At 54.5% G+C, this 26,709-nt stretch carries 26 protein-coding genes and 1 riboswitch; all 26 genes read right to left on the bottom strand.

All coding sequences use genetic code 11. From position 1 onward, the window contains the following. Positions 1 to 12: 12 nt before the first annotated feature. The 26 genes from CWI35_RS17155 to CWI35_RS17030 all read right to left on the bottom strand — a co-directional run bounded on the left by CWI35_RS17155 (position 13) and on the right by CWI35_RS17030 (position 26,586). Positions 13 to 429: a bifunctional adenosylcobinamide kinase/adenosylcobinamide-phosphate guanylyltransferase gene (locus CWI35_RS17155; RefSeq protein ID WP_011231741.1), complete on the bottom strand. Its 417-nt coding sequence runs from the start codon at positions 427 to 429 to the stop codon at positions 13 to 15. Next, positions 381 to 1,013: a histidine phosphatase family protein gene (locus CWI35_RS17150; RefSeq protein ID WP_014196225.1), complete on the bottom strand. Its 633-nt coding sequence runs from the start codon at positions 1,011 to 1,013 to the stop codon at positions 381 to 383. The genes CWI35_RS17155 and CWI35_RS17150 overlap by 49 nt, the downstream gene beginning before the upstream one ends. Then, on the bottom strand, positions 971 to 1,759 hold the full coding sequence (locus CWI35_RS17145; RefSeq protein ID WP_011231743.1) for an adenosylcobinamide-GDP ribazoletransferase: 789 nt from the start codon (positions 1,757 to 1,759) through the stop codon (positions 971 to 973). The genes CWI35_RS17150 and CWI35_RS17145 overlap by 43 nt, the downstream gene beginning before the upstream one ends. Continuing rightward, complete coding sequence (locus CWI35_RS17140) at positions 1,756 to 2,313, bottom strand: bifunctional adenosylcobinamide kinase/adenosylcobinamide-phosphate guanylyltransferase (protein ID WP_011231744.1); 558 nt, start codon at positions 2,311 to 2,313, stop codon at positions 1,756 to 1,758. Before CWI35_RS17140 ends, CWI35_RS17145 begins: the two co-directional genes overlap by 4 nt. Further along, positions 2,310 to 3,380: a threonine-phosphate decarboxylase CobD gene (cobD, locus tag CWI35_RS17135; RefSeq protein WP_011231745.1), complete on the bottom strand. Its 1,071-nt coding sequence runs from the start codon at positions 3,378 to 3,380 to the stop codon at positions 2,310 to 2,312. The genes CWI35_RS17140 and cobD overlap by 4 nt, the downstream gene beginning before the upstream one ends. Next, entirely contained in the window at positions 3,337 to 4,311 is a 975-nt protein-coding gene (gene cbiB, locus CWI35_RS17130) for an adenosylcobinamide-phosphate synthase CbiB (RefSeq protein ID WP_081130566.1), read from the bottom strand. Before cbiB ends, cobD begins: the two co-directional genes overlap by 44 nt. Next, positions 4,308 to 5,780, bottom strand: a complete 1,473-nt coding sequence (locus CWI35_RS17125) for an adenosylcobinamide amidohydrolase (protein ID WP_011231747.1) — start codon at positions 5,778 to 5,780, stop codon at positions 4,308 to 4,310. Before CWI35_RS17125 ends, cbiB begins: the two co-directional genes overlap by 4 nt. Beyond that, positions 5,777 to 6,832, bottom strand: a complete 1,056-nt coding sequence (locus tag CWI35_RS17120; RefSeq protein ID WP_011231748.1) for a FecCD family ABC transporter permease — start codon at positions 6,830 to 6,832, stop codon at positions 5,777 to 5,779. Before CWI35_RS17120 ends, CWI35_RS17125 begins: the two co-directional genes overlap by 4 nt. Then, positions 6,798 to 7,757 carry an ABC transporter substrate-binding protein gene (locus CWI35_RS17115; RefSeq protein ID WP_119877953.1) on the bottom strand — a complete coding sequence of 320 codons (960 nt, stop codon included), beginning with the start codon at positions 7,755 to 7,757 and terminating at the stop codon, positions 6,798 to 6,800. The genes CWI35_RS17120 and CWI35_RS17115 overlap by 35 nt, the downstream gene beginning before the upstream one ends. A 141-nt stretch (positions 7,758 to 7,898) precedes the next feature. Further along, positions 7,899 to 8,097, bottom strand: a riboswitch (cobalamin riboswitch). A gap of 337 nt (positions 8,098 to 8,434) precedes the next feature. Continuing rightward, positions 8,435 to 9,049 (bottom strand): PH domain-containing protein, encoded by a 615-nt coding sequence (locus CWI35_RS17110; protein WP_020278285.1) that lies wholly within the window; start codon positions 9,047 to 9,049, stop codon positions 8,435 to 8,437. A gap of 184 nt (positions 9,050 to 9,233) precedes the next feature. Next, the gene (locus tag CWI35_RS17105; protein WP_011231751.1) at positions 9,234 to 10,598 is read right to left on the bottom strand and encodes an APC family permease; all 1,365 of its coding nucleotides are present in this window, start codon (positions 10,596 to 10,598) and stop codon (positions 9,234 to 9,236) included. A 13-nt stretch (positions 10,599 to 10,611) separates the two neighbouring features. Further along, the gene (locus CWI35_RS17100; protein WP_011231752.1) at positions 10,612 to 11,517 is read right to left on the bottom strand and encodes an acetamidase/formamidase family protein; all 906 of its coding nucleotides are present in this window, start codon (positions 11,515 to 11,517) and stop codon (positions 10,612 to 10,614) included. Between the two features lie 81 nt (positions 11,518 to 11,598). Next, positions 11,599 to 12,888 (bottom strand): hypothetical protein, encoded by a 1,290-nt coding sequence (locus tag CWI35_RS17095; protein WP_011231753.1) that lies wholly within the window; start codon positions 12,886 to 12,888, stop codon positions 11,599 to 11,601. Further along, positions 12,888 to 13,589 (bottom strand): response regulator transcription factor, encoded by a 702-nt coding sequence (locus CWI35_RS17090; RefSeq protein WP_011231754.1) that lies wholly within the window; start codon positions 13,587 to 13,589, stop codon positions 12,888 to 12,890. Before CWI35_RS17090 ends, CWI35_RS17095 begins: the two co-directional genes overlap by 1 nt. 3 nt (positions 13,590 to 13,592) lie before the next feature. Then, a complete protein-coding gene (locus tag CWI35_RS17085) occupies positions 13,593 to 14,342 on the bottom strand; it encodes a sensor histidine kinase (protein WP_012820711.1) in 750 nt (249 codons plus the stop codon). Positions 14,343 to 14,567: 225 nt separating this feature from the next. Continuing rightward, on the bottom strand, positions 14,568 to 15,485 hold the full coding sequence (locus tag CWI35_RS17080) for a DUF7916 family protein (RefSeq protein ID WP_014196233.1): 918 nt from the start codon (positions 15,483 to 15,485) through the stop codon (positions 14,568 to 14,570). Between the two features lie 49 nt (positions 15,486 to 15,534). After that, a complete protein-coding gene (gene nagE / locus CWI35_RS17075; protein ID WP_021322078.1) occupies positions 15,535 to 16,899 on the bottom strand; it encodes an N-acetylglucosamine-specific PTS transporter subunit IIBC in 1,365 nt (454 codons plus the stop codon). Next, on the bottom strand, positions 16,899 to 17,630 hold the full coding sequence (locus CWI35_RS17070) for a GntR family transcriptional regulator (RefSeq protein ID WP_011231757.1): 732 nt from the start codon (positions 17,628 to 17,630) through the stop codon (positions 16,899 to 16,901). The genes nagE and CWI35_RS17070 overlap by 1 nt, the downstream gene beginning before the upstream one ends. Beyond that, on the bottom strand, positions 17,627 to 18,388 hold the full coding sequence (gene nagB, locus CWI35_RS17065) for a glucosamine-6-phosphate deaminase (protein ID WP_119877952.1): 762 nt from the start codon (positions 18,386 to 18,388) through the stop codon (positions 17,627 to 17,629). The genes CWI35_RS17070 and nagB overlap by 4 nt, the downstream gene beginning before the upstream one ends. Next, positions 18,379 to 19,581: an N-acetylglucosamine-6-phosphate deacetylase gene (gene nagA, locus CWI35_RS17060; protein WP_020278279.1), complete on the bottom strand. Its 1,203-nt coding sequence runs from the start codon at positions 19,579 to 19,581 to the stop codon at positions 18,379 to 18,381. The genes nagB and nagA overlap by 10 nt, the downstream gene beginning before the upstream one ends. 139 nt (positions 19,582 to 19,720) lie before the next feature. Next, positions 19,721 to 21,514, bottom strand: a complete 1,794-nt coding sequence (locus CWI35_RS17055; RefSeq protein ID WP_119877951.1) for an ATP-binding protein — start codon at positions 21,512 to 21,514, stop codon at positions 19,721 to 19,723. After that, complete coding sequence (locus CWI35_RS17050) at positions 21,514 to 22,260, bottom strand: response regulator transcription factor (RefSeq protein WP_014196239.1); 747 nt, start codon at positions 22,258 to 22,260, stop codon at positions 21,514 to 21,516. Before CWI35_RS17050 ends, CWI35_RS17055 begins: the two co-directional genes overlap by 1 nt. A 75-nt stretch (positions 22,261 to 22,335) precedes the next feature. Further along, positions 22,336 to 23,523 carry a c-type cytochrome biogenesis protein CcsB gene (gene ccsB, locus CWI35_RS17045; RefSeq protein ID WP_011231762.1) on the bottom strand — a complete coding sequence of 396 codons (1,188 nt, stop codon included), beginning with the start codon at positions 23,521 to 23,523 and terminating at the stop codon, positions 22,336 to 22,338. Further along, positions 23,510 to 25,174, bottom strand: a complete 1,665-nt coding sequence (locus tag CWI35_RS17040) for a cytochrome c biogenesis ResB family protein (RefSeq protein ID WP_014196240.1) — start codon at positions 25,172 to 25,174, stop codon at positions 23,510 to 23,512. The genes ccsB and CWI35_RS17040 overlap by 14 nt, the downstream gene beginning before the upstream one ends. Before the next feature lie 13 nt (positions 25,175 to 25,187). Beyond that, a complete protein-coding gene (gene resA / locus CWI35_RS17035; protein ID WP_119877950.1) occupies positions 25,188 to 25,712 on the bottom strand; it encodes a thiol-disulfide oxidoreductase ResA in 525 nt (174 codons plus the stop codon). A gap of 142 nt (positions 25,713 to 25,854) precedes the next feature. Further along, entirely contained in the window at positions 25,855 to 26,586 is a 732-nt protein-coding gene (locus CWI35_RS17030; RefSeq protein ID WP_011231765.1) for a pseudouridine synthase, read from the bottom strand. Between the last annotated feature and the right edge of the window lie 123 nt (positions 26,587 to 26,709).

The raw sequence follows: 26,709 nt of genomic DNA, 5'->3' as shown, positions 1-26,709 counted from the left end.
TTCCTCTCCCCCTTATTTCAATTGTTCCGCCAGTCCGCACCAAAGCCGGTCGACGCGGCAGCACAAGGAAGCTAGTCGCTGGTAGCACATTCCCACGGCGTCGCGCCAGCGCCGCTCTTGCGGATCAACCGGAACAACGCCTTGCGTCACATCGGTGCCGATCCAAACGACCGTGCGGTTAGGCGCTGCCGCTTCCCACCGCTGCCAAGCGCGGAAATAGGATTCCCACTCGTCTGGGTCCGGACGGGGGCGGATGGCGGCTTCCAACCCGTCAAAGACGACCGTTTTTGCCGTTTCGATGCCATCCGGCGGCCTATACGGCTCCACATAACCGTTATGCCATACAATATGAACTCCATCATTTATTCCATACCGTTCCCTCACCCATTTTCGTTTTCCTTGAAACGCACCACCGATAACGAAATGCACCGCTCTCCCCCTTTCCAACGCTCGATCGTCGATTCCAATGTATATCCGCCGGCAAATGGCACCTCCCATTCCCAAAACGAACGAGCATCGGGCGCATACTGCTCGAGCAGGAGGCGAATCGGGCCGCCATGGGTGATGACAGCCACATGACGGGCGCCCGCCCGCTCAGCGAAAGCAATCGTCTCCGCAAGCGCCTGTTTGATGCGCGCTTGAAAGTCGGCATAACGCTCCCCGCCGGGCGGCGCCGCAGAAAAGGGCGACGCAAGCCATTGGCGGTAGGCGGGCTCCGCTTCCAGCTCAGCAAACGTTTTTCCTTCCCAAGCGCCAAAGTGAAGCTCGCGCCAACGGCTGGTGCACCAATCTGCCCCGCGTCCGCCAAACAGCAAGGCGGCCGTTTCTCGACAGCGGTGAAGGTCGCTTGTAACCATGCAGTCGACCGGATACGGCCGCTCAAGCTGCAAGCGGCACAACCGATTGCGCTCCGCGGCCGCAAGCGGCGCGTCCGTCCAGCCGATATACGCCCGACGTCGGTTTTGTTCCGTCATCCCATGACGGATGAGTGTAAGAGCCAAATGACGCCCCATAGCACCGTCTCTCCTCCTTCGATCAGCGCGCCGAGCACATCACCGGTGATGCCGCCAAACTGTTTTTCCGCCCACGGCTTTGCCGCCGCCGCCAAAACGACAGCCGCTGCAGCCAGCGCCGCCCCTGTTTGCACCGAAATGGCGGTGGATGCACAAAGAAGCGAAAGCAATACAAAAGCGAGTCCAAGCGCCCAAATGGCATCACGCCATGAACTATATTCGCGAAGCGATGCAGCCATTCCTGTCGGCTTTGCCAGCTTGCCGACGGAAAGAAGCCAGGCAGCCCCGGCCCGCGACAACAGCGGAACGGCGGCGAACAGCGCCGGCGGAATGCCTGTCTGGAGCGATTCGTACAGAAACAGCCAACGAAATGACAACAAACAAATAAGCGACAACACCGCAAACGCGCCGACGCGCGGATCGGACATGATCTCTTGCCGCCGCTTGACGTCGCGGTACGAAAAAAACGCGTCGCTCACATCCATAAAGCCGTCAGCGTGCATCCCCCCGGCCATCCAAATGCCGAGCCAAAGAAGAAGAAGCGCCCAAACAAGCGGCGAGCTGAATGAAAACGTGGAAAAGAGTGCATACACTCCGGCCGAAAGCGCCCCGATCAGCGCCCCCGCAAGCGGCATACAGCGCACGAGCCAGCGGACATGGGCGGCGTTCCATGCGATCGAGCGCCGAATCGGGATCGTGGTAAACAGCTGCAGCGCCAACAACCATCCGTTCCATGCTTGCTTCATCCCGGCCACCGCCCTTTTTTCACGCGGAGAAGGCCGCATTCAACGACCGCGGCGGCCGCCGCTTCCGCGACCAACTGTTGGTGAAGCAAGCCAAGCGTTTTCATGTAGCGAAATGTGCCAGGATCATCCGGAACACCCCCGGCAAACAGCTCGTTCGATACAATCACGACCGCACGGCAGGCATCCGCCCACGCCCGCACTTCATCGAGCATGCGACAAGCAACAGCTTGAGCGGTTGCGTCTGTTTTCCAATTTTCACCAAAGAACAGCTCGTGGGCGAGCCATGTGGTCAAGCAATCAAGCAGAACAACATCATCAGGGTGCAAGGAAGCGGCAATCTCCTGAGAAGAGAACGGGGCTTCCCACACTGTCCAATGCGCGGCCTGCGCCGCACGCCGCTCTTGATGACGGCGGATGCGCTCCGTCATTTCTTCATCCATTGCCTGCGCGGTGGCGATATAGTGAAGCCGACCGCCGCGAGAAAGCCGGATGGCGCATATTTCCGCCGCTTCACTTTTTCCGCTGCGCGCGGCGCCGCTGACAAACACCATCATCCGCTCCACCTCGCAAGCGCTTCAAGAAGCCGATCGTTTTCCACCTGCGTTTTGACCGCAAGCCGCACGTAACGTCCGTCCAGTCCAGGAAAATTCATTGTATGCCGCGGGACGATTCCTTGCTGCAATAAATAGAAAAACAAATCCTCTGTCCGTCCGGAGAGCGGACGCAGCAAGTAAAAATTGACGACCGACGGCGAGACGGCATACCGGCCGGCCGGCAGCGACCGAAACACGCGCTCCCGCTCGGCGGCGATCCGTTCTTTCGTCCACTTGACAAACGATTCCATCGCCATGAAACGAAGCGCCAATTGTTGGGCGATGCAGTTTGTGCTCCATGGCGGCTGATGCGTTTTCAGCGAAGCGATCACCGCCTCGTCGGCAGCGACATAACCAAGGCGCACGCCGGCCAGATGATGAATTTTCGTCAACGATCGAAGCACAATGAGGCGCGGATAGCGATCCAGCCAACGCATGGCTGTAAATCCGCCGCGCCAAAACGGATAGAACGCCTCATCCACCACGATATACGTCCCCGCTTGGTCCGCTGCAGCGACGAGCGAGCGGAGATCACGCTCCGGCATCACGGTTCCGGTCGGATTGTTCGGATGACAGAAAAAAACCGCGTCGCATTCCGCCGCCCATGCCGCCGCTTGGTCAATGTCGTACGAAAAACCGCGGCTTTCCTCTGCCAGCAAAGACTTGACTTCGCATCCGTAAGCAAGGCAGGCGCGCCGATACTCGGAAAACGTCGGCTCCAAGATGCCGACGCGCCGGCCGGCAAGCAGCGCGGCCAACAAATAAATCGCCTCCGCTGCCCCGTTCGTCACCAGCACTTGTCCGGGTCGAATCTGCTCCTGCTTGGCAACGAGCTCCCTGAGCGCCTTCGCTTCCGAATCCGGATACTCACCGGCCCAGCGAATCCATTCCTCGCCGTTCGGCCAAGCCGACGGCGGCAGGCGATATGGGTTCGTATTGACGCTGAAATCAATGTATTCGTCTGGAGGGGCCAATCCGCATTGCTCATACAACGCGAGCGGATTCGCCCCATGCGCCGGCCAACGCAACGATCATCCCCCCGATCCATAGCAGCAATAACGTAAAGGCGAGCACCGTTCTGATCATGATGCCGACCGCCTGGCGAATATGAACCGAGCGCAGCAGAACATCGGGATCGCCGAGTGTCGGCCGCTCAGAGACGACGCCGCCATATGTATTCGTCCCGCCCAGCTGCACCCCAAGCAATCCAGCCATCGCCGCCTCGAGCCAGCCGCTGTTCGGGCTTGGGTGGCGGCGGGCATCGCGAAACAAGATCGACAGCGCCAAACGAAGGCGGCGGCCGCCGCAAACCAACACCATCACGAGCGCCGTCAGCCGCGCCGGAATGTAGTTGAGCGCATCGTCCAGCCGGGCGGCCGCCCAGCCAAATTCGCGATACGTTTCATTTTTATAGCCGAGCATCGAATCGCACGTGTTCACTGCCCGGTACAGCATGGCAAGCGGCGCGCCGCCCAAGGCCGCGTAAAAGAGCGGAGCCGTGATGCCGTCGCTCGTATTTTCCGCCACCGTTTCGACGCAGGCGCGGGTGATGCCGGCCTCATCGAGCCGCTCGGTGTCGCGGCCAACGATCATCGACAGCGCCCGCCGCGCCTCGGGAAGATCGCCCGCTTCAAGCGGCCGGCGCACATCCTCAGCCGCTTCAGCGAGGCTTTTGGTCGCAATGGTGGTGAAAATGAGCGCCGCCTCGATCGCCACCCCCACGTATACGGACAGCGCGTAGCCCACATAAACGACCAACGCCGATACCCCGTAAACAGCGGCCAACACGACCGCCACGGCCGCCGCCCCTTTCGCCCGCCGCTTTGTTCCTTGATTCCAGCGGCGGTCAAGCCACGCAATCAGCGTTCCCATCCCGCGCACAGGGTGCGGCAGCCAGCGCGGGTCGCCAAGCAGCGCATCCAACAGCAAAGCCAACGTCATTGCCAGCAAATGCGTCATCGCCGCCCCCTCCGCCGCTTGTAGCGGTCAAGCGCCTCGATCGTCGCTTCATACACGAGCCGACCGATCGCGCGCCCGAGTTCCGTCGCCGTTCCGGCATAGGCAAACGTCCGCCCGGTTTGCGTCGCCGCCACGGCGAGCGAATCGGTCGACGTGCCGGTGGCAAGCGTCCCTGTTTCCAGGTCGCAAACCGAACAGTCGGCGAGCGCTTTTACCTTCGCTTCCGTCGCTGTCATCATCGCCTGGACAAACGCCGCTTCCGTCAGCACTCCGTCAATGACAATCACCATATTGATCGTTCCCGGCCTTGCCGCAAGCGGCTTATGCTGCCACGCCCGAGCGGCATCAACCGCATTGCCGACGCCAGCGGTCGTCATGATTGCAACCGAAAACGCTTCCCCTTCTTTCTGAAGCCAAACGGCATCATGGACGTCAACCGCCGTCATCATGCCGATCGTTCGTTCCGGCGAAAACCCGTGCTGCTCCAAATAGCGGCGCATGTCTCCTTCCGCATCGCCGCAATCGTAATCCAACCCGACTTGGCGGTTGACAAAATGGGTCGCCCATTGAAACCCAGCGCCGATCAATGCCGAGGACAGGACGCGAAGCGGCTGGCAGGAGGCCAGAACAGCGGCGTCATCAAGAAAGGACAAACGCAGCCCGCCGGCCGACGATTCTTCTTGTTTCCCTTTCGGCACAAACGAAAACATCGGCTTTGCCGCCGCCGGATGAGCCAGACGCACAATCGGCGCGGCAAACACTTCCTCAAGCAGCGCCGGCGTCATCACATCTGTCGGCGTTCCAAGCGCCGCTGTTTTTCCTTCTTTTAACACAAGCACCCGGTCGCAATATAAGCTAGCGACGTTCATATCGTGAAAGACGGCGACGACCGTCAAATCGCGGGAGCGGGCAGCTTCCGCGAGCCGGTCCAAAAGCCGGACTTGGCCGCTCACATCCATATGGTTCGTCGGCTCATCCAGCAAGAGCAGCTGCGGCTTTTGGGCAAGCGCCCGCGCCAAATAGGCGCGCTGCCGCTCGCCGCCGCTTAGCCGCTCAAGCGGCTCATCGATTTTGTCAGCCAAGCCGACCGCACGAAGCGCTTCTTGAACCGCCGCTTCATCCTCTTTCGTCCACGTCGGAAACAAGCCGCGCTGATGGGCGTAGCGGCCGAGCGCCACCGTTTCTCTCACCGTATAGCCGGGCGCCGCCTCCGCCGTCTGCGGCAGGACAGCGGCAAACCGCGCCCATTGCTTCGCAGACAGCGCCAAAAGCGGCTGGCCATGAATCTTGATCTCACCGCTGGCAAGCGGAAGCTCTTTGCAAATGAGTTTCAGCAGCGTCGTTTTTCCGCTGCCGTTCGGCCCGACGATGCCAAACAGCTCCCCTTTTTCCACGGAAAACGTCACACGATCAAGCACTTGCTTTGGTCCATACCGATGCGATACGGCCCGCACCTCAAGCATCATCATCCCATCTTTCGCTTCATTTTTCGGAAAAACAAGACGGCAAATAGCGGGGCGCCGATCAGCGCGGTGATGACGCCGATCGGCAGTTCGCGCGGTTCAATGATCGTCCGCGCCGCCACATCGGCAAGCACAAGAAACGCACCGCCATACAAGAGAGACAGCGGCAGCAGCACCCGATAGTTTGGCCCGCACACAAGCCGAACCATATGCGGAACAACGAGCCCAACAAAACCGATCGTCCCGGACACCGACACCGCCGCGCCGGTGAGCAGCGCCGCCGCCGTCAAAATGATGACTTTTCGGCGCGTAACATCAACGCCGACATGAAGCGCCGCCGCCTCGCCAAAAGCAAACGCGTTCAACTCGCGGCCGTTGGCGAGAAGCACCGCCGCGCCGATGAGAAAAAACGGCAACAAAAGCCCGCTGTATTTCCAGCCGCGCATCGCGACGCTTCCCATCAGCCATGAGATGATTTGCCGCAATTCTTCCCCGGTCAAAGCGATCATCAGTGAAATGAAGGCGCTGAAAAACGCGCCGAAGATAATGCCGGCTAAAATGATCGTCTCAACCGACAGCTGCGGCTCAACCGCGCGAGTGAACGCCAAAACGGCGACAAGCGTCGCCATGCCGCATAAAATGCTCACGATCGGCAGCGTGAACGTGCCAAAGAGCGGCCATTGCCAGCCGAGAAAGATGACGAGCACCGCCCCGACCGAGGCGCCGGACGAGACGCCGAGCGTGTACGGATCGGCGAGCGCATTTTTCAGCAACCCTTGGAACGCCGCGCCAGCCAGCGCCAATGACGCCCCGACCAAAAAAGCGAGCACGACGCGCGGCAAGCGGATCGCCATCACGATCGGCACCCAATCGGCCGGAATGTCAGACGGAAGCGGCATACCAAACCATTCGGACGCAAGAATGCGAACAATAGAAGAAAAGGGAATCGACAGCGATCCTGTCGATATCCCTACGAGCAACGATAACATGGCCGCCGTGACGGCCAATATATACATCCACGTTTTACTTGAACACATCCGGGTAAACGGCTTTGGCAAGTTCCTCGACCCCTTCGACAAGACGCGGACCCGGGCGGCTTACTAAGTCGGTGTTGACGTCATACACCCGCTTGTTTTTCACCGCCGGCACGTCTTTCCAAGCAGCGCGCGCAAACACTTGCTTCGCTCCGCCGTATGTCGTGATGATCACATCCGGCTTATAGGCCACTGCTTTTTCTTCCGTCACCATCGGCCAGCCTTCCAAGCTGCCGGCGACGTTTTTCGCTGAAATCACTTGAAGCATCTCATCCATAAACGTCCCTTTGCCGGCCGTATACAGCTGCGGCGGCGGCGACACTTCAATCCAGACGTTCGCTTGTTTGTCCGCCGGGATTTGTTTCGCTTTTTCTTGAATTTGCGCAAGCTTCTCTTTCATCTCATCAATCACTTGCTTCGCTTTGTCCGACGCCCCGGTCGCTTTGCCGATCAATTCGATGGACGCATACACATCGTCGAACGACTTCGCGTCATTCACGACAAGCACGGTGATGCCGGCGTCTTTCAATTGCTTGAGGCCATCGCGCGAGTTATGGGCGCTTGACGCGTGGGCCAAGACAAGATCCGGTTTGAGCGAAATGATTTTCTCGACGTTGAATTCCATGCCGCCGATTTTCGTTTTCGTTTTGACGTCTTCCGGGTAATTGTCAAAATCGCTGACGCCGACGATCTTATCGCCCAACCCCAACGCATAGGCGATTTCCGTATTGCTTGGGATGAGCGAGACGATCTTTTTCGGTTCCGCTTTGATCGTGACATCCTCGCCAAGCCCGTCTTTCACCGTCACCAGAAACGCCGCTTGTTCCGTTTTCGGTTCTTCTTTTTTCGCTGGCTGGGCGTTGCTATTGGCTCCACCGCTGCAGCCGACCAGCACGGCGGCCAGAAGGAAGAACACCGCCACCACCGCCGGCCATGTCCAACGTTTCATCCGTCATTCCCCCTTCAGTGATGTATGTACAATAAAAAACGCCCATTCCGCCTAAATCTGGGAATGAGCGCGAAACAGACCGCCAATGGGCACAACAATGCCCTATGCGACTGTTTCCGCGTCTCACCCCCCGAAGATTCGGAAACTGCGGCAAGCAAGGCAGGTCTACTGGCTCATGCTTCATCCTACTCTGAAGCCTTCCCGTACGGAAAACAGCGCAAGCCATCCGTCCGTACAGTGGCGATTTCATTTCGTCCGCATTGACAGTTGCGGGGACAGCTCCGGATTCCCACCGGATTCCCTATTAAGCCTTTTCGGCGCCTTGCTGCGAGTTGATTTAGTTATCGGATATGGACATTTTTATATTAAAGCAAGGCCTGGCATTTGACAACTGTGAATTTACAGTGGGCTGGCGGCAGGCGGTCATCGATCACTTTTGCGGTCAGGCAGCTCGGCTCCAGTGTCCGTGTTTTGTACGGAACGCCGCATGCGCCGTTGCATCGAGCTCCGCGATGTCAAATGCCGCCATGTTGCCTATTCATCGATTCCCACAAACCTCATCTTTTGAGTTTCTTCCGGCTGCGGAGAAACGTTCCTTTTCCATATGTCGCTAAAAAAATTAGGAAAGACGCCCCACCTCTGGCACGGCGTCTTTCCCCGATACAACCTTCATCTCGTCACTGTTGAATATATTTGTCAAACACAAACCCGAAATCCTTCACCGTATAGTTCTTTTTCGCTTCCGTCAGCCAGCAAAAAGCGTATTCATTCACGGCCTGAAAATCCGCCGACACATTGACGCCGTCGCCGCGCATGTTGGCAAACACCTTGACCGCCAGTTCCAAACTCCGCTCAGCATAGTGGAATTTCATTTCGTTTTCATGGCAAATCTCCGCGATCGCCAGCAGCGATTTATACAAATCTTTCAATTCCTCAATATGCTTTTTATGCACATCAATCGAATAGCAGTGCGACCCGATTTTAAATTTGATTTCCGCGTCCAAGTCGACCGTCCCGGCTGTTTCGAGCGACACGTCGGAAATCGGATGCTTATAGTAATCGTAGCGGCGCAGCGTCCGTTTTTTGCTCGCAGCGCTCGTGCCGTCCAGATGAATGAGCGCGCGGTTGGTGAAGCAATACTCATCCGATTTCGATTTGATAAGAAAATAGATTTTTTCTCCATCCTCGTGCATCACATAATCATCGGCATCTACTTTGTCATAGTCTTTCGGTTGAATAACCGAGCCGATGTCGCTTAGCCCAAGCACATCGGCGGCGACTTTTCCAAACATGCTCATGTTCCCCCGGCTCCTTCCATGTTTTATCGGCGCCCGCCTATTGCGGATGAACGGTGTTTTGCCTTAACAAGGCGCCGTACTCTCATTCGTAATACGTCGCGATCGAAAAAATGTTTCATCGTCGGCAAAAAACGAAAGACCCAACGCCTTTTATGACGGCGTCAGGCCTTACAAGCAACTACAGTTCCCCGCTTAGACGGGAGTCTTTGTTCGTGAGTCGCAAAAAGACCAGATAAACGAGTCCAATCGCGATCCAAATCAATCCTAGCTTTTTGCTGAGCGGGTCCAGATTCATCCATACATAGCCGATGATAACAAAACCGATGAGCGGAAACAAGAGATGATTAATATAATCGTTACTCTTTTGTTTGCGCAAGAAATAGTTCATCACCGACACATGCAAAAAGAGGAAAGCCGTCAGGGCGCCAAAGTTGACAAGCGAAGCGAGTTTATCAATTTGTGAGGCGAACACCGTCGTGACAATGAGCGAAATCACAGCGACAAGCAATGTGCTGACGTATGGCGTTTGAAATTTCGGATGCACTTTAGCCAGCACACTGGGCAGTTTACGGTCGCGACCCATGCTGTACAAAATGCGGGAGATGGCTGCTTGGGCGACGAGCGCGTTCGCGATCCCCCACGAAAGCGCGGTGGCGACGATCGTTGTCCATTTCAGCCATGGTCCGCCTGCCAGCTCCGCAATCTGATAAAACGCCACGTCCGCGTTTTTAAACGTCGTATAATCAGGCCAAATGAGAGCGGCGACCCATGTTTGCACGATGAAAAGCGCACCGACAACGAGCAAAGCGAAAATGATCGCTTTGCCGATCGATGATTTCCCGTCCCTTGTTTCCTCAGCCAGCGTCGACACCGCATCAAAACCAAGGAAGCTCAAGACGGCCACCGACACCGCCCCCATCACCGTCTCCGCGCTGAAATGATTAGGATCGTACAGCGGTTTGAACGTAAACTGCGCTCCATTGACACCTTTTATAATCGCAATAATTCCTGTGATCACAAACACTGCAAGGACGATGAGCTCTAAAACAACAATCACTTTGTTCGCTTTGGCCGTCATCTCGATCCCGAGAATATTAATGACCGTATTCATGGCAATAAACAGAACGAGCCACACGGAAATCGGCACTTGCGGCACAATATCGGCTAAGGCAGCAGCGCTGACCAAATAGAGAAGAGCCGGAACGAAAATGTAATCAAGCAAAATGACCCAGCCTGCCATAAAACCGACATATTCATTCATTCCCCGCTGGGCGTAGGAATACACGGAACCAGCGATTGGAAACGCCTCGGCCATTCTGGCGTAGCTCAAGGCGGTGAAAATCATCCCCACCATTCCGATTAAGTATGCTAAGGCGACCATCCCTTTTGACCCTTGCGCTACATACCCGTAAATGCCGAAAGGAGCGATCGGCACCATGAACACCATTCCGTAAATCAACAAATCAACAAATGTGAGCGACCGTTTTAATTCCTGTTTATAACCAAGCGACTCGACCGATGTGTTCGTTTCAAGTTGCGCCATCGCCGTTCCCTCCTCAATCCTCAAACAGGCGGATGCCATACGCTTCAAGCACAAATCGCGGTACAAAGAAACGCGCCGTGACGAGCGGGTCAACGACTTGGCTGATTTGTGTCTGACCGGCAGCGCTAAGCACCATCGTCAAATGGTTCAGCGTCAACGGAGTGTGCGGCAACAGCAAATTAACCATTTCCTCAACCGACTGTTTGACCGCCTCATCCAACGTTTTGGCCGAGACGATCGTCGCAATGCCATCATCGTTTTGCAACAGTGGATGGTTAAGCGAATATCCTTTCATCACCCGGACGGTGACCGTCACTTCCCCCGAAATTTCGATACCAGACACGCCGATTTCGCCGTCCCCCATCGCCGCATGCAAATCGCCTAATGCGAACAACGCCCCTTTGACAAAAACCGGGAAGTAAACGGTTGCCCCTGTTGTAATGAGCTTTGTATCCATATTGCCGCCATGCGGCCCGGGCGTTCCGCACGACACATCCTCACCGCTCGGCGCTACCCCGATGACGCCAATCATTGGATTTAATGGAATAGAAAGATGCTCGTCAAATACGGCCCGGTTTTCTTCTACTGGAATCATTTTTGCCTCAAACTGCGGAATCCGGTCGCCAAGCACCCCGAGCCCTGGGCCGACAGCCATGACCCCCTGTCCTTTGAGGCGAATCTGTTCAATTTTTACCGCTAAAATGTCACCGGGTTCCGCCCCTTCAATATAGATCGGTCCGGTCGCCGGATTGATATGATTCCAATCGATCGAGTCAAACGGCGTTTCGCTTGAAGTAATTTGATTTTGGAAACAGTCGTACGTTTCGATGACAAACGTTTCCCCTGACTGGACTGTTCGAACCGGTTGGTGGTTTTTGCTAAATGAATAAATGGCCGTTGTGCATGGAACAAATGACATGTCCGCTTTCCTCCCTTTCGTTTTTGTCTCATTATAACAGGGAGCAAACAAACTGTTTTGCATTTTTTTGATTCATTTTTGTTACTTCTTTATTTTTTGAATTAATCGATAAATCTGAGTAAACAAGAAACCGCCAATCCCATTCCATGCTATGGCCTCCAGCACATTATGGCGCATTCCCCATCGCCAGGCGATAGCAAACAAACATACCCATCCGATCATGCCTATAACCCCCATCGGTTTCTCTCCTGTCCGTAAAGCAGCCAACCCAAAACACGAGGAGGCAAGCAAGGCGGTCGAAAACATGACCATCCGCATCGGAAGAAGAGGAGCAATAAAAAAGAGGGCTAGTACAAGCAAAAAAGAGATGACATATGTCCATGAGAGATGCCTGCTCCACCTGTGCCAAAAAATTTGCACAACGGAATGCAAGGAAAGGGATAAGCTGAGTGACAACGCCGCCAGCAAGGCAATAGTAAGCGGCCAAGCAATCAAGACAGAAGAATGAAGCAGCCACCGTTTCAGTATGGCGGCAGTCGAAGCGGCCGCCGCATACGGGACGCATAAGGCTGCAACGGCCAACGGAAGCGGAGCAAGGCAAAACGCGGCCATAGAAAACGTCAGCGCAACGCGTTCTTTTTTCAATATTGATGCAATATCCCATACATACTCGTCGGCCAACCATTGCCCGGCAGCCGCCGCCAGCACAGCCCAAAACAACACGAACAACGAAACCATGTTCACATCGAGGGAAGCTGGGACAGTTCGTACAATCATCTCATATTGCCGCGCCACACCGCCCGTTAGATAATAGGCAAACGGAACCATTCCCATCACTATATAAACAATGTATAGCAGAACCGTTCCGATTTTCCGCATCCCCAACCAACCGGCGAGCACGGTAAACACGTACACATAGACGAACCAAATGAATAAAAAAGTCGGAGAAAAACGAAAGAGTTGCTGCAACAAATAGGCACATAACACGACAACGGTAAGCAGCCGGCCGATCGAAAGAAGGCGAACAAAAAACCGAAAGAAAAACAAAGCCCGCGCCGTAAAACAGCAGTCCGGCCAGCGATCCCCTTCCTTTGTTAGGGAACGATAGCGCACGGCCGCTGCTGAACGCCAAAGCACAAAAACGGCGGCCCATACCGCCATAGCCGTCACCACCCCCGCCGCCACTCCGCCATGAATAAAAGCATAGCATCCAAACAACAGCAGCTCCCCGGATGCAAAACGCAGTAACAGAGCATTGACCCCCTTGCTTAATCCAAGCGCCTCCGCTCCGATAAAACTGCGGCGACCAATATGCGGCACAGCAGCAAGCAGCAGTACGCATGCCATGAATAAAAGCATATACCAGTCCATTATCCATTGGTCTCCTTATACTTCGTAGGCGGGATGCCGACATATTTTCGAAACAAATGACTGAAATGATGTTGACTAGAAAATCCTGTCTCCTCAGCAATGCGTGCCATGGACCAATCCGGCTTTTTGGTCAACAGCTCTTTCGCCTTTTCAATCCGATATCGATTGACGTAATCCTTAAAATGGATGCCGATCTCCTCAACAAACAGCCTGCTCAAATAGGCTGGATGTACATGCACGGCAGCGGCTACCTCGGTTAAGCTGATTTTTTGCGCATAATGACAGTGCACATATTCGAGCGCCGCGCGGATGAGCGGGGACGAGACGAGCGCTTCCGGATGCTTTTGTTCAAATTTCGACAGCGCTTGATCAAACTCGCTCTCGATGAGCGGCTTCACCAAGTAGTCGAGCACTTCAAGCTGAATCGCCCGTTTGGCATAAGCAAAATCTTGGTAGGCTGTGATAATGATCAAGGCTAGATCGGGCTGTTTTTGTTTGAGCTCATAGGCCAAATCCAACCCGGACTGTCCAGGAAGGTGGATATCGATCAGCGCCAGCCGGAAGCGATGGGATGCGGCCAACCGTTTCGCCTCTGCGGCATCCTCCGCCGGCCATACTTCCCAATGCGGATATTTCCGCTTCACCAAATACGTGAGTTGTTCCAATTCTAAATATTCATCATCGACAATCAACACCTTCATCGTTTATCCCTCATCCCCTGGAACATACGGCCAAACGACAAGCGCCTCTGTCCACCCGCGCTCATCTTTTTGCAACACGAGCTGAGTTGGCAAATCAAACAAAAGAGCAAACCGCTTGCGCAAATTATCCAAGCCGACACCTCCATTCGCGATGGATAACTCCTTCCCTTCATTGCCATTATCGCAGACGCGCAAATATACCCAGTTGCCTTGGCGTCGAAAATCGATCGCCAAACATTTTTCACCCGCTTTTTTCTCAAGGCCATGTTTGAATGCGTTTTCCACCAGCGTTTGCAACGTATAAGAAGGAATGAGCGCACGCTCTCCATCCGGATCCATTTGCACCGACACCGACAGCCGTGAACCGAAGCGAAGTTGCTGCACCGCTAGATAGTTGCTTGTATGCGCCCATTCTTGTTTGAACGGAATAAGCGGCTGTTTCGTCTCATAGCTATCACGCAAAAACAGCGCAAAATGCTCCATTCCCCGAATCATTTCTTCATTTTTTCCTAAGCGCGCCAAGGATAAGAAAGCGTTCAACGCATTGAAAAAGAAATGCGGTCGGATTTGTTGATGGAGCTGCATATACTTGCTTTCTTGAAGTTCTTTTTCCAATCGAAGGCGCGCATGTTCCAACTGCCAATAATCCACTTCTTTTTCTGCTACCCCCAACAGCGCCAACACTGTCAACGATACAAGCGGCAACAATACGCTGAAAATGAGAATGAGATGAAATAATGGCTCGGCAATCATCATATTCTCCCCGCCACTCGCAATGCTTTCCCATTTGTTTTTTCATTTTATCACAAATTTGTTCTTTCATTTGATCACAAAATAAATAGAGGCGGCGGTACAAGGCAAATGTTTCCCACATCCGCAAACTTATTTTTCCATCATCTTGGCTCCCATCCTATCCTCTCCCGGCAAAAAAACGCCCCAAAAGCGAATGCTTTTGGGACCGACTGATCATATTCCACTTTATCTCAACGGCGATCTTGCCATGCGAATATACGTATGGCGTCTGCCGCGAATGGCGATCGAATACGCCATAATATTCTCTGGAACAGCGATGCCATGATAGCCAGCGTCGCCGATATGATGTAGATCCGCCCCAGCCATTTTGCTTGCAAGCGCGATTTGACGAATCGTACTCTCGTCAGCTCCTTCTTGGCTTGTGCCGATCGTCAGCATCGCAAGCGCCCCATGTTCATGCGCCACCTGAACAAGCTTCTCTGTCTTGTCTAATGTCACCCCCGGCACCGTTCCAGGAGCCGGCATCAAAACGACATCCGCACCAGCGTGAATGAAACGCACCACCACTTCTTCCGATACGATCCCGCTTCCCGCTTCATCGGCAACGCCTGCCGCGTGCATTTTCCCAGCCATCACGAGAGCATCCTCGCCTAAAATGGACCGCGCCGTTTCGATGGCTTTCACAATCTCATCATTCGTCACGCCTGTTTTCGGGTTTCCTGTTAGGCAAACAAAATCAAATCCTAGCTGTTTTGCTTGTTGCAGCGACTCGGCCGTTGCCATTCTCCCTTTTGGCAGCGTCGCAAGCTCCTCAAGCTGTTTTGCATTTGGGTCAACCGGCTCCAAATTGACGCCAACCGGGCGCCCTGTCAACTGCTTTAACCGTTCCACCATTTGATTCGGTTCGTTCGTGTCCAACCCGTTCACAACCGGCCGGAACACATCGAACCAATTCAACAACAGCAAATCCGCCCCAAACGCCGTGGCCAGTTCAGCGTTGGTGACCGCCGGATACAGCGGCGCGAATTCCCCGACGACTTCCGCGACGATCACCCTGCCTTCTGACGCTTGAATCGATTGTTTTAACTGTTTTCCTGTCATCCGACGAAAATCGGAGGCGTTGCAATCCAACAGCCGCTTCACCGGAGCTCCCCCTTTCTGGCGTCCCTTAAAAGAACGGCTTCGTTGTTCCTTATTTTCTCATAGCGTTGGCCAGAAATTCGACATCCGTGCCAACGACCACTTGCAAATCCGTTTGGTTGAGGCGAAGCACGCCTTTCGCTCCCAAACGTTTCAATTCTGCTTCGTTGACTTTTGACATGTCTTTCACTTTTAGGCGCAAGCGTGTGACACAATTGTCAATTTGCGCGAGATTATCTTTTCCTCCTAACGCCTCGATATATTTTGCAGCAAGGTCCTCGTATTTGACGCCCAACTGCGCCGCACCGCTGTCGGCAAACTCTCCCTCTACCTCATCTTCACGCCCCGGCGTTTTCAAATCGAGCTTCGTAATGAGGAAATAGAAGACGACGAAATAGACGACAGCATATACAAGACCTTGAACAATCAACAAATACGGTTTTTTCGCAATGCCGTAGTTTAAGAAAAAGTCAATCGCCCCGGCCGAGAACGTAAACCCGTGGTGGATGTCAAGCATTGTCGCCACTGCGAGCGACAAGCCGGTCAACACGGCATGGACAACGTAGAGCAATGGCGATAAAAACATGAATAGAAACTCAATTGGCTCCGTAATCCCGGTTAAAAACGACGTCAACGCCACGCCAAGGAGCGCGCCGGCGACCGCTTTGCGACGCTCTTTTTTCGCCGCCGCGATCATCGCCAGCGCTGCCGCGGGCAGGCCAAACATCATGATCGGGAAGAAGCCGGCCATAAAAATGCCCGCATCCGGGTCGCCGGCGAAAAAGCGGCTTAAATCGCCCGTTTTTCCGTTATACTCGCCAAACACAAACCAGACGAAGCTGTTTAACACATGGTGCAATCCGACTGGAATGAGCAACCGGTTGAGGAACCCGAAAATGCCGACGCCAACCGCCCCGGCACCAACGATCCAATGGCCGACCGCGTTGATGCCATCTTGAATCGGCGGCCATACATAGCCAAAAATCAAGGCAAGCACGAGCATGACAAGCGATGTCACGATCGGCACAAACCGCCGTCCGCCGAAGAAGCCTAGCCAGTCGGGCAACTTGATATCATGGTAACGGTTGTATAAAAGCCCGGCGATCACTCCGGAGATGATGCCGCCTAATACGGACATATTGATGTCTTTATCAATCGCGGCGGCCCCTTTTGTCAAGACAAAGTAGCCGATCGCCCCAGCAAGCGCCGCCGCGCCGTTGCCGTCTTTCGAAAAACCGATGGCCACGCCGATGGCGAAAATGAGCGCTAAATTGGAAAACACTGCATCGCCTGCGGCTGCGATAAACGGAATATTCAATAAATCAGGCTGACCGAGCCGAAGCAACAATCCTGCCGCCGGCAAAACGGCAATCGGCAGCATTAATGCTTTTCCAAGCCGCTGTAAAAAGCCTAACATCATGATCCTCCCCTTTTCATCTCAATCATAAATTTGTACCGGTCGCCGCGGTACACCGATTTGACGACTTCAAGCGGCCGACCGTCGACAAGGTGCGTGCGGCGCTCAAGCAATAGCACCGGAGCCCCTTCTTTCATCTTCAGATGCTCCGCCTCCACCTTGCGGGCGACAGATGCTTCCAATGTTTGAACAGCGGAGCCGATGATCATCCCTTTTTCTTTTTCGATAAATTCATAGACGGAACCGCTTACAACATCACGCGTCAGTCCGGGGACGAGATTGACCGGAATGTACAGCGTCTCCAACGCCATCGGCAAGCCGTCGGCCAACCGAAGGCGGCGGACTTCGTAAAGGTCATCGCCTTCCGTGACGCCAAGCCCTTCAGCGAGTTTCTCGGAAGCTGGAACCATCTCAAAGCTGAGGACGATCGTGCCGGGCTCCATGCCGCGCGCCCGCATATCTTCGGAAAAGCTCGTCAGCCCTTTCAGCGGCTGCTCGATTTTTTGGGCGGCGACAAATGTTCCTTTCCCGCGCCGGCGGATGAGATAGCCATCGTTCACTAAATTGTTGACCGCCTGCCGAACGGTCATCCGGCTGATGTCATACATTTCCGCCAACTCGCGCTCAGACGGGATCATTTCGCCCGGCTGCCACTCCCCTTTTTCGATCTTTTCTTTCATATATTGCTCGAGCTGATAGTAAATCGGAATCGGCGACTGTTTATCGATCACGGCGCATCCACCCGCCGCTTTTCCTTTGGGATGAGCGAGAGCGCCTCGCAGTCGGCGATGATCGTCACGTCCGGATGAAGGTGAAGCGCTGAAGCCGGCAAGTCCGGTGTGACAACGCCTTCGAGAAGCCGGGCCATGGCGTCCGCTTTTTCCTCCCCTGACGCCAACAGCACGATGCGGCGGCTGCGCAAAATGGTCGCAATTCCCATCGTAATGGCATAGCGCGGCACGTCATCAAGCGATGGAAAAAAGCGGGCGTTCGCTTCCCGTGTCAGCTCGGTCAGCTCGACGACGTGGGTGGCTGTCGAAAACGGCGTTCCTGGCTCGTTAAAGCCGATATGGCCGTTGCGGCCGATGCCCAAGAGCTGCAAATCGATGCCGCCCAATTCATCGATGAGCCGCTCGTAACGGCGGCATTCTTCGTCAAGATCAGCGGCCAAGCCATCCGGCACATGCGTCTGATGAAGCGGGATGTCCAATTGGGCAAACAAATGCTGATTCATATAATAGCGATAGCTGTTCGGATGATCCGGGCCAAGGCCTACGTATTCATCCAAATTGACCGTGCGCACGAGCCGATACGATGTCCCATGCTGCCGATGATCGGCGGCCAATTCGCGGTACACACCGAGCACGGTCGAGCCGGTCGCCAAGCCGAGAACGGCGTTCGGCTTTTCCTTGACTTGTTTGATGATGATGTCCGCCGCCTGACGGCTCATCTCTGCGTAGTCAGCAACTTTCAAAAGCTTCATGGCCATCGCTCTCCACTCCTTTCATCCGGCTTGCGATAGGCAAGGGCGCCGCGGCAAAACGTCATCATGACTTCATATCGTTCATTCAAAACGACGACATCGGCGTCTTTGCCGGGCCGCAAGCTGCCTTTCCGATCAAGCAAGCCAAGCTGTTTCGCCGGATTCCAGCTCGCCATGCGGATCACCTCTTCAAGCGTGCAGCCAGTATAATCGAGCACACGGCGGATGGCCTCGCCAAGCTTGAGCACGCTTCCCGCCAGCGTGCCGTCGGCAAGCCGCGCCTCTTGGCCCCGAACAGTCACCTCTTGGCCGCCAAGTTCATACCGCCCATCACCTAGACATTTCGCCCGCATGGCATCGGTGATTAATATGAGCCCATCGCTTCCTTTATTCCGGTAAGCGAAGCGGACCATCGGCGGCGCAACGTGCAACCCGTCGGCGATCAGCTCGCACATCACTTCTTCAAACATAAGCGCAGCACCGGCGACACCCGGTTCACGGTGATGGATGCCGCGCATCCCATTGAACAGGTGGGTCGCATGCGTCACCCCTGCATGGACCGCCGCTTTTACTTCGTCGTAAACGGCATCGGAATGGCCGATCGAAGCGATCACACCCGTCTGTTTCAAGTAGGCGGCAAGTTCCAGCCCCCCGTTCCGCTCTGGGGCAAGCGTGACAAGGCGGATATGGCCGCCCGCCGCCTTTTGCCAGTGCTGGAACAGTGAGATGTCCGGATCGGCGAGATGGCGCGGGTGCTGCGCTCCGGCGCGCTTCGGCGACAAAAACGGTCCTTCCAGATGAACACCGAGCACTTCGGCCGCTCCCGGCCTGTTCGCCTCCGCCATATAGCGAGCGACGTTGCGAAGCGCGGCTTCGATTTGTTCGCTTGGCGCTGTCATCGTCGTCGCCAAAAAGCTCGTCGTCCCTTCCGCCGGCAAGGCGTTGGCCATCTTGTAAAGCGCCTCCGGGGTCGCATCCATGACATCCGCCCCAGCCGCCCCATGAATATGGACGTCGATGAATCCCGGCACGATGGAAAACCGTGAGGAAAGCTCGATCACTTCCGCCCCTGCATCAGTTGGGCATGACGACATCGGCCCGATCGCGGCCACTTTTTCCCCTTCGATCAGCACATACCCTTGTTCAATGTTTCCTGTTTCTGCATACACCTCGGCATTTTTCAATATCCACCGCTTCATCGCGATTCCCCACTTTCTGCCTCTCATTATAACATTATATATTCTAGTTGTCTATACCACTAAAACAAATCCGTCAACCAGCTCGCTTCAGTATGAAAGAAGCAGGGAAGCCGTGGCTTCCCCGCTCTTCCAAACGGCGCTACGCTCCTTTCGGTCCGCGGGCCGGCAAATAAAACGAAAACGTCGTTCCTTCGTTCAGTTTGCTGTGAACGGTAATGAGCCCTTTATGCGCTTCGACGATGTTTTTGGCGATGGCAAGGCCTAACCCGGTGCCGGAACGGCCGCGCGTGCGCGCTTTATCGGCTTTGTAAAACCGTTCAAACACAAACGGCAAATCCTCTTCGGGAATGCCGGAACCAGAGTCTTGGACATGGATCGTCACGCCGTCGCCGCTTGGTTCGATGATGAGGCGAACTGTGCCGCCCGATTCCGTATGGCGGATGGCGTTGTCAATTAAGTTCGTCAGCACCTGTTCGATCCGATCCGGGTCGAGAGCGATTTCGATGTCCCGATCGGGAAACTCGGCTGTCAGCTCAATCTGCTTTTCTTTCGCCAGCCCGTAAAACTTGCGGATCACCCGCTCGATGTAAGGAACAAGCTTGACTTGTTCGTACTCTAGCTCGATATGGCCAGCTTCCATGCGCGCCAAGTCAAGCAGATCGTTAACAAGGCGGCCCATGCGCAGCGACTCGTCATAAATGACTTTCGCCATCTCTTTCTTCTCTTTTTCGCTCGCCGCGATATCGTCGATGATCGCCTCGCTGTAGCCTTGGAGCATGGCAATCGGCGTGCGCAATTCGTGCGAAACGTTGGCGATAAAGTCTTTGCGCAGCTTGTCAAGCCGCCGCTCTTCGGTCATGTCGCGCAAAACAGCCACCGCGCCGCGCACCATCGTTTTGCCGTACAGCGGCGTCATTAAAATAACCCACGTCCGCCCCTGCAGCGTCACTTCGGTCGATTGCTCCTTCTCCTCGCGAACGACGCGGGCAAACAGCTCTTTCACTTGCGGCGGCAACGGCGCCATCGCTTCCGCGTCGTTCCCTTGCTCAAAATACCACGCCTGCAAAAACCGCTCAGCCGGCGGGTTCGTAATCAAAATTTCCCCGTCGCGGTTAAACGTAATGACGCCATCGGCCATGCTGCTTAAAATGCTGGCGAGCTGTTCTTTTTCCTGGTTTAAGGCGTTGATGTTAAACTGCAGACGCCGTCCCATTTGGTTGAACGCCATCGCCAGCCCACCGATCTCATCGTTCGTTAAAATCGGCACTTTCATATCGAAATGGCCCCGCGCCATTTCGAACGCGGCTTGCCGCATTTTCCGGAGCGGAGCGGTGATGCGCGTCGACAAGAAAAAGGCAAAAAACGTCGTCATGACAATGGCGATAAACGCGGCGAGAAAAATTAACTCTTTCGTCCGCTCCGTCGCGTCGGCGATCGCCTCGAGCGACTGATAGATAAACACAGCTCCTCGGCTGCCATCCGGCATCGACATCGGCACGCCGACAATGATCATATCACGGGGCAGCTTTTCTTTTGGATGCCGCTCCGGCATATACAAACGCTTTTTCACCGTTTTCCCATCTGTCAGCACACGCCGCAAGTCCCGATCTTGGCGAATCGACGACAGCGGCATATTGTCCAACCCAGCATCGCCAGGCGAATACCAATAGTGCGACTCATCGGCGACGATGACGGCTTTCGTTCGATTGTCCACAAGCGTCCAAGCGATCGAGCGGGCAAGCTGCTCGTCGCGGTAATCGTGCATCACCTCGGCCACTTTTGTCGCCAGGCGGGTCAAGTCGTTTTCCGCTTCCTGCACATAATAATCTTCCAAAAATTTAATAAGCAAAATGCTTAAAATAAACAGCACGCACGAAACGAGCAACAAAATCGTAAACCATAGCTTGCCGACGACGCTGCGAAACAGCCACATTAGTCGCTCACTGCCTCAAACTTGTAGCCGACGCCCCAGACGGTGACGATCATTTTTCCCGCCTGCGGCGACGCTTTATTCAACTTTTCGCGCAACCGTTTAATGTGGGTGTCGACCGTGCGCAAGTCGCCGAAAAACTCGTAATGCCATACTTCTTTGAGCAGCTGTTCGCGGTCGAACACTTTGTCGGGCGAGCGGGCCAGAAAGAGAAGCAGCTCATATTCTTTCGGCGTTAAGCTGACTTCCTTGCCGTCGACCGTCACCCGGTGGGCATCGTTGTCAATCGTCAAATGCGGAAACACAAGCACGTCTTTCGCCGTCGTCTCCACCGGCGCGTAGGCGGCGTTCGCCGCGCGGCGCAACAGCGCTTTTACGCGCAGCACGACTTCGCGCGGACTGAACGGCTTGACGATGTAATCATCCGTGCCGACTTCAAACCCTTGCACGCGGTTGGATTCTTCGCCTTTTGCCGTCAACATCATAATCGGCGTCGTTTTTTGCGCGCGGATTTCTTTGCACACCTCAATTCCATCTTTGCCCGGCAGCATCAGATCGAGCAAAATGACATCATAATCATTCGTCAACGCCTTCTCCAACGCTTCATTGCCGTCACCGGCCTCATCGATCACATAGTTTTCCCGCTCCAAATACATTTTCAAGAGCCGCCGGATGCGCTCTTCATCGTCAACCACTAAAATACGGACGGTTTTTTCTTGTTTTTCCAATGCTTTGCACCCTCCCATCATCAATGGAAACACTCCCTATTTTCTAGTTTACCGAAAAACCGGATGCTCGCCAACAGAGCATCCGGTTGTTTTCCATTATGTTCCGGCGTACGAGTGCAATCCCGCAATGACGAGGTTGACCGCCACTAAGTTAAACATAATAATGGCAAAGCCGATGACGGCGAGCCATGCCGACTTTTCACCATGCCAGCCTTTTGACAAACGAAGGTGCAAAAAGGCAGCGTAAAACAGCCAAGTGATAAGCGCCCATACTTCTTTCGGGTCCCAGCCCCAAAAACGCGTCCAGGCGATTTGCGCCCAAATCATCGCGAAAATGAGCGCCCCGAGCGTAAACACCGGAAAGCCGATCGCCACCGCCCGATAGCTGATCTCATCGGTCAAATCCAAGTTAACGTTCTTCACGAGCGGCTTGAGCGCGGCGGCAACGCGCTTGCGCAAGAGAAGCCGAAGCATGATGTACAGCGCCGTTCCGGCTATGAGCGACCAGATGACCGTATTGAGCTTTCTTGCATTGATGATCGCCGGCATCTCAACAAGCGGCTCCATGCGGCCGGCGCTTTCTTTCATAAGCTCCCCTTTGTGCGGCCCAACGAGCGCCGGCATATCGTAGATGACCTCAACCGTCTGCTTGTTTTTGTCCACCCACGTGAACTTCGCTTCATACCCAGAAAGACCGAACGCTGTCGAAACGATGACAAAGCCGAGCGTGGTAATTAAGCAAAACATGACCACTTCGAGCCAAAACGTCCGTTTCGACGGCTTCGATTGATCGACGACGCGAATCAAATAGATGAGCCCAGCGACAAAGCTGATGGCCAAAATCGCTTCACCAGCCGCCGCCGTCGTCACATGGATGTGCAGCCAATCGCTTTGCAAGGCGGGAATGAGCGGCGAAATTTCCCGCGGAAACATGCTTGCGTAAGCAATCACAAGCAACGCGACCGGCAGCGCAAACAAGCCGAGCACACTCAGCCGGTAAATGAAATAAATAATAATGAAAGCAGCAACCAGCATCATGCCGAAAAAGGTCGTAAACTCGAACAAGTTGCTCACGGGCGCGTGCCCGGCGGCGATCCAGCGCGTCACAAAATAGCCGACTTGGGCGAGAAAGCCGATGATCGTCACGGAGATGCCAAGCTGCGACCAACGATCCTTCTCTTGCCGTTCTTTTCGCTTGTCGCGAATGGCTCCGCCAAAAAAGAACGTGCCGATTAAATATAGAACGAACGCGATATATAGCAACGTGCTGCTAAGCTGTACCATGTCCATGGACTTGTCCCCCTTGTCCGGCTTTTTTGTCGTTTTCGAGCTGATCAGCCGGCATCATGACGCCGGTGCCGTCAAGCAAACGGCGCAGCTCGTTTTTCAAGCCGAACCAGTTTTTATTCGTGTGCGCGGCAATCCATAGCTCACCGTTTACCCGCTGCACCCAAATGCGGCGGTGGTTCCAATACATCCCTTGGATGAGCCCGATCATGAAAATCGCGCCGCCTACCCCTAAAATCCAAAGCGTAAAGTCGCGGCGGACGGTCAAACCGGAGACATTGCGGGTTTGAAGCCCCGCGAACGCCATTTTGTATTTGTTGTTGCCAAACGGTTCGATCGTCTGCTGGATGGCGACAAAGCTTACTTCCCCTTTCGGACGGTCCGGCGCGTACATTTTGAACACGAACGCCGGATTGTTCGGCACGCGCGACTTCGTTGACGGATTGCCGTCTTCATCAAACTCAAAATCAGGAAAATAGCTTAATAGCTCAACGCGATACCCATGTCCGAGATTGTACGACTCTTTCGGATCATACAAGTCGACCGTCACCGTGCCGAACGTTTCCCCCGACTGCTTGTCCGCCAACTGAAATGACATCGCTTTCGGCTCATTCAAGCGGAAATCGACTTGGTAGAGCGCATAATGGTCGAACTCCAGCGGCTCGTTGACGCGAATCGGATACTCCTTCACTTTTTCAAGCTTCGGCTTGGCGCCGGGGATCACAGGACCGACACGCTTATACAACACGACGTTTGTTTGATAGTTTTTGGCGATCATCCCGTTGCCGACGCGGTCGATGGCAGCGTTGAACACTTCGTTGTCTTTGCCTTTCTCATATGTTTCAAAAATAAATTTTTCACTCTTTAAAAAGTAGCGGCCGTTCGTCCCAGGAATTTCTTTCGTCTCCCCTTCCGGAATCCACATCACCCGATCGATGTACATGCCGGGAACGGAACGAAGCATCGCCCCGATCAAGAAAATGATGAGGCCGATATGATTGACGTACGGCCCCCAGCGGGAAAACCGCCCTTTTTCAGCGAGCAAATGCCCGTCTTCCTCGCGGACATGGTAGCGCCGCGCAGCCAGCCGTTCTTTCAACACAGCCATCGTCTTGTCGAGATCGCTCACATGCGAGACGCCAAACAACCGCTGCCGCTCTAAAAAGCGCGGATGGCGCTTCACCCCTTGCCGCTTCAAGGCGCGGTAAAGCGGAACGACCCGATCCAAGCTGCAAATGACAAGCGAAACGCCGATTAAGGCGATGAGCAAAATGTACCACCATGAGCCGTACAAGTTGTTAAAGCCGAGCTCATAATACAGCTTCCCTGCCCAGCCGTACTGCTGCTTATAATACTCCGCCGGATCGACGTTCGGCGGAATATACATTTGCTGAGGGAAAATCGTGCCGATCGCCGAAGCGATGAGCGTGATGACGATGAGCGCCACCCCGACTTTGACCGACGAGAAAAACGCCCAAATTTGGTCGATCATCGTTTTTTTGTACGTTTGCGATCGGCGCGCGCTTCCTTCGTAGCGCATGTCCAAAATCAGTTTTTCTCCCAAATCGGCAAGCGGCTTGCCGCACGACTCACAAAACGCCGTGCCGTGCGGATTGACATGGCCGCATTCGCATTTGACGTGTTCCATGGCGCAAAACTCCTTACGGTTTGATGCTTTCTAGATGCCGTTCGATGTCTTCTTTCGTCATCGTTCCGGTAATGATTTGTTTTACTTCGCCGTTTTTGTCAATCAAAAACGTTGTCGGCAGCGGCCCGACGTTATAGGCGTTCAATACTTGATCTTGACGGTCGATCACAATCGGAAATGTCAGGCCGAACCGTTCCGCGAACCTTTCAACGCTCAACTTCGGTTCACCGACATTGACAGCCAAAATTTCAACCCCTTGTTTTTTGTAAATCGGGTACAGCTCGTTCATATACGGCATCTCCCGCTCGCACGGCTTGCACCACGTTCCCCAAAAGTTCAAAAAAACGCCTTTGCCGCGATAGTCTGAAAGACGATGTTCATGCCCTTTCAAATCGGTCAGCACAAAATCAGGCGCCGTCGAACCAACAGCGACAGCCGTTTTCTCCGTGAAAAAATTCGTGTAAATCGTATAGCCGATCGCCGCGAGCAACACGAGCAAAATCGCTGTCCTCATCACTAAGCGCTGTTGTTTTTTCATCGTTCAAACCCCTTTACGTTTCTCCTCCCCCACAGCCAACGGTAGAGGGGAGGCAAGCGGTTCACAATCTCCCATTTTCCATTATAGCAAAGTCCCTCGCTCGTTTATGCGCAAGGATATGAACGTTATGTGACAATCTTCGTCATTTTCTTCCCCCGGATTGGGCAAGGACGCGCAGCAACTTCACCTCATGCGGCGTCAGCTCGCGGTATTCGCCGGGGCGCAGCCCTTTCAAATCGAGAAACGCGTACCGCTCCCGCTTCAGCTTCAGCACCTCGCAGCCGATCGCCTCAAACATGCGGCGCACTTGCCGGTTTCGTCCTTCGTGGATACGGATTTCCACAATGGCTGTCCCCTTCTTCCGGTCGGCGGAGAGCAGCTTCACTTTGGCTGGCGCCGTCATGCCATCTTCCAACTGCACTCCTTGTTCGAGCCGTTTCAGCTGCTCGTGCGTTGGAATGCCTTTCACTTTGGCAATGTACACTTTTTCAATTTCATACCGCGGGTGCATAAGCAGGTTGGCAAAGTCGCCGTCATTCGTCAACAAAAGCAGTCCAGACGTATCGTAGTCAAGCCGCCCGATCGGATAAATGCGTTTGTCCAGATCTTTGAAAAAATCGGTCACCACTTTGCGGCCTCTGTCATCTTTGACGCTGGAAATCACCCCGCGCGGCTTGTACAGCAAATAATACACCGGCTCTTCGCGCTCGATCGGGATGCCGTCGACTTCGACATCATCGCGCGGCCCGACCTTGACGCCAAGCTCCTTGACGACGCGGCCGTTCACTTTCACCCGCCCTTGCAAAATGAGTTCTTCCGCCTTGCGCCTTGACGCGATGCCGGCGCGGGCGATCACTTTTTGCAACCGTTCCATTCTCTCTCACCTCTTTCATCATCTTACCCTTTCCGTCTAACAGATACAAGTGCGGCACTTTTATTTTTCACCTTTCCCGTCCCCTTTGCAAACAAAAAACCCGCCGGACGGCGGGAACGAAAA

Origin of the sequence: [Bacillus] caldolyticus, from assembly GCF_003595605.1 — a bacterium.
Taxonomy (GTDB): Bacteria; Bacillota; Bacilli; order Bacillales; family Anoxybacillaceae; genus Geobacillus; species Geobacillus thermoleovorans.
This window is presented reverse-complemented; position numbering and strand designations above follow the sequence as displayed.

Coding starts and splice junctions, on each gene's coding strand:
- CWI35_RS17150 (WP_014196225.1), bottom strand. CDS start 1,013: ATGGGGCGTCATTTGGCTCTTACACTCATCCGTCATGGGATGACGGAA.
- CWI35_RS17145 (WP_011231743.1), bottom strand. CDS start 1,759: ATGAAGCAAGCATGGAACGGATGGTTGTTGGCGCTGCAGCTGTTTACC.
- CWI35_RS17140 (WP_011231744.1), bottom strand. CDS start 2,313: ATGATGGTGTTTGTCAGCGGCGCCGCGCGCAGCGGAAAAAGTGAAGCG.
- cbiB (WP_081130566.1), bottom strand. CDS start 4,311: ATGACGCATTTGCTGGCAATGACGTTGGCTTTGCTGTTGGATGCGCTG.
- CWI35_RS17125 (WP_011231747.1), bottom strand. CDS start 5,780: ATGATGATGCTTGAGGTGCGGGCCGTATCGCATCGGTATGGACCAAAG.
- CWI35_RS17115 (WP_119877953.1), bottom strand. CDS start 7,757: ATGAAACGTTGGACATGGCCGGCGGTGGTGGCGGTGTTCTTCCTTCTG.
- CWI35_RS17110 (WP_020278285.1), bottom strand. CDS start 9,049: ATGTTTGGAAAAGTCGCCGCCGATGTGCTTGGGCTAAGCGACATCGGC.
- CWI35_RS17105 (WP_011231751.1), bottom strand. CDS start 10,598: ATGGCGCAACTTGAAACGAACACATCGGTCGAGTCGCTTGGTTATAAA.
- CWI35_RS17100 (WP_011231752.1), bottom strand. CDS start 11,517: ATGTCATTTGTTCCATGCACAACGGCCATTTATTCATTTAGCAAAAAC.
- CWI35_RS17095 (WP_011231753.1), bottom strand. CDS start 12,888: ATGGACTGGTATATGCTTTTATTCATGGCATGCGTACTGCTGCTTGCT.
- CWI35_RS17090 (WP_011231754.1), bottom strand. CDS start 13,589: ATGAAGGTGTTGATTGTCGATGATGAATATTTAGAATTGGAACAACTC.
- CWI35_RS17085 (WP_012820711.1), bottom strand. CDS start 14,342: ATGATTGCCGAGCCATTATTTCATCTCATTCTCATTTTCAGCGTATTG.
- nagE (WP_021322078.1), bottom strand. CDS start 16,899: ATGTTAGGCTTTTTACAGCGGCTTGGAAAAGCATTAATGCTGCCGATT.
- nagB (WP_119877952.1), bottom strand. CDS start 18,388: ATGGCCATGAAGCTTTTGAAAGTTGCTGACTACGCAGAGATGAGCCGT.
- nagA (WP_020278279.1), bottom strand. CDS start 19,581: ATGAAGCGGTGGATATTGAAAAATGCCGAGGTGTATGCAGAAACAGGA.
- CWI35_RS17055 (WP_119877951.1), bottom strand. CDS start 21,514: ATGTGGCTGTTTCGCAGCGTCGTCGGCAAGCTATGGTTTACGATTTTG.
- CWI35_RS17050 (WP_014196239.1), bottom strand. CDS start 22,260: ATGATGGGAGGGTGCAAAGCATTGGAAAAACAAGAAAAAACCGTCCGT.
- ccsB (WP_011231762.1), bottom strand. CDS start 23,523: ATGGTACAGCTTAGCAGCACGTTGCTATATATCGCGTTCGTTCTATAT.
- CWI35_RS17040 (WP_014196240.1), bottom strand. CDS start 25,174: ATGGAACACGTCAAATGCGAATGCGGCCATGTCAATCCGCACGGCACG.
- resA (WP_119877950.1), bottom strand. CDS start 25,712: ATGAAAAAACAACAGCGCTTAGTGATGAGGACAGCGATTTTGCTCGTG.
- CWI35_RS17030 (WP_011231765.1), bottom strand. CDS start 26,586: ATGGAACGGTTGCAAAAAGTGATCGCCCGCGCCGGCATCGCGTCAAGG.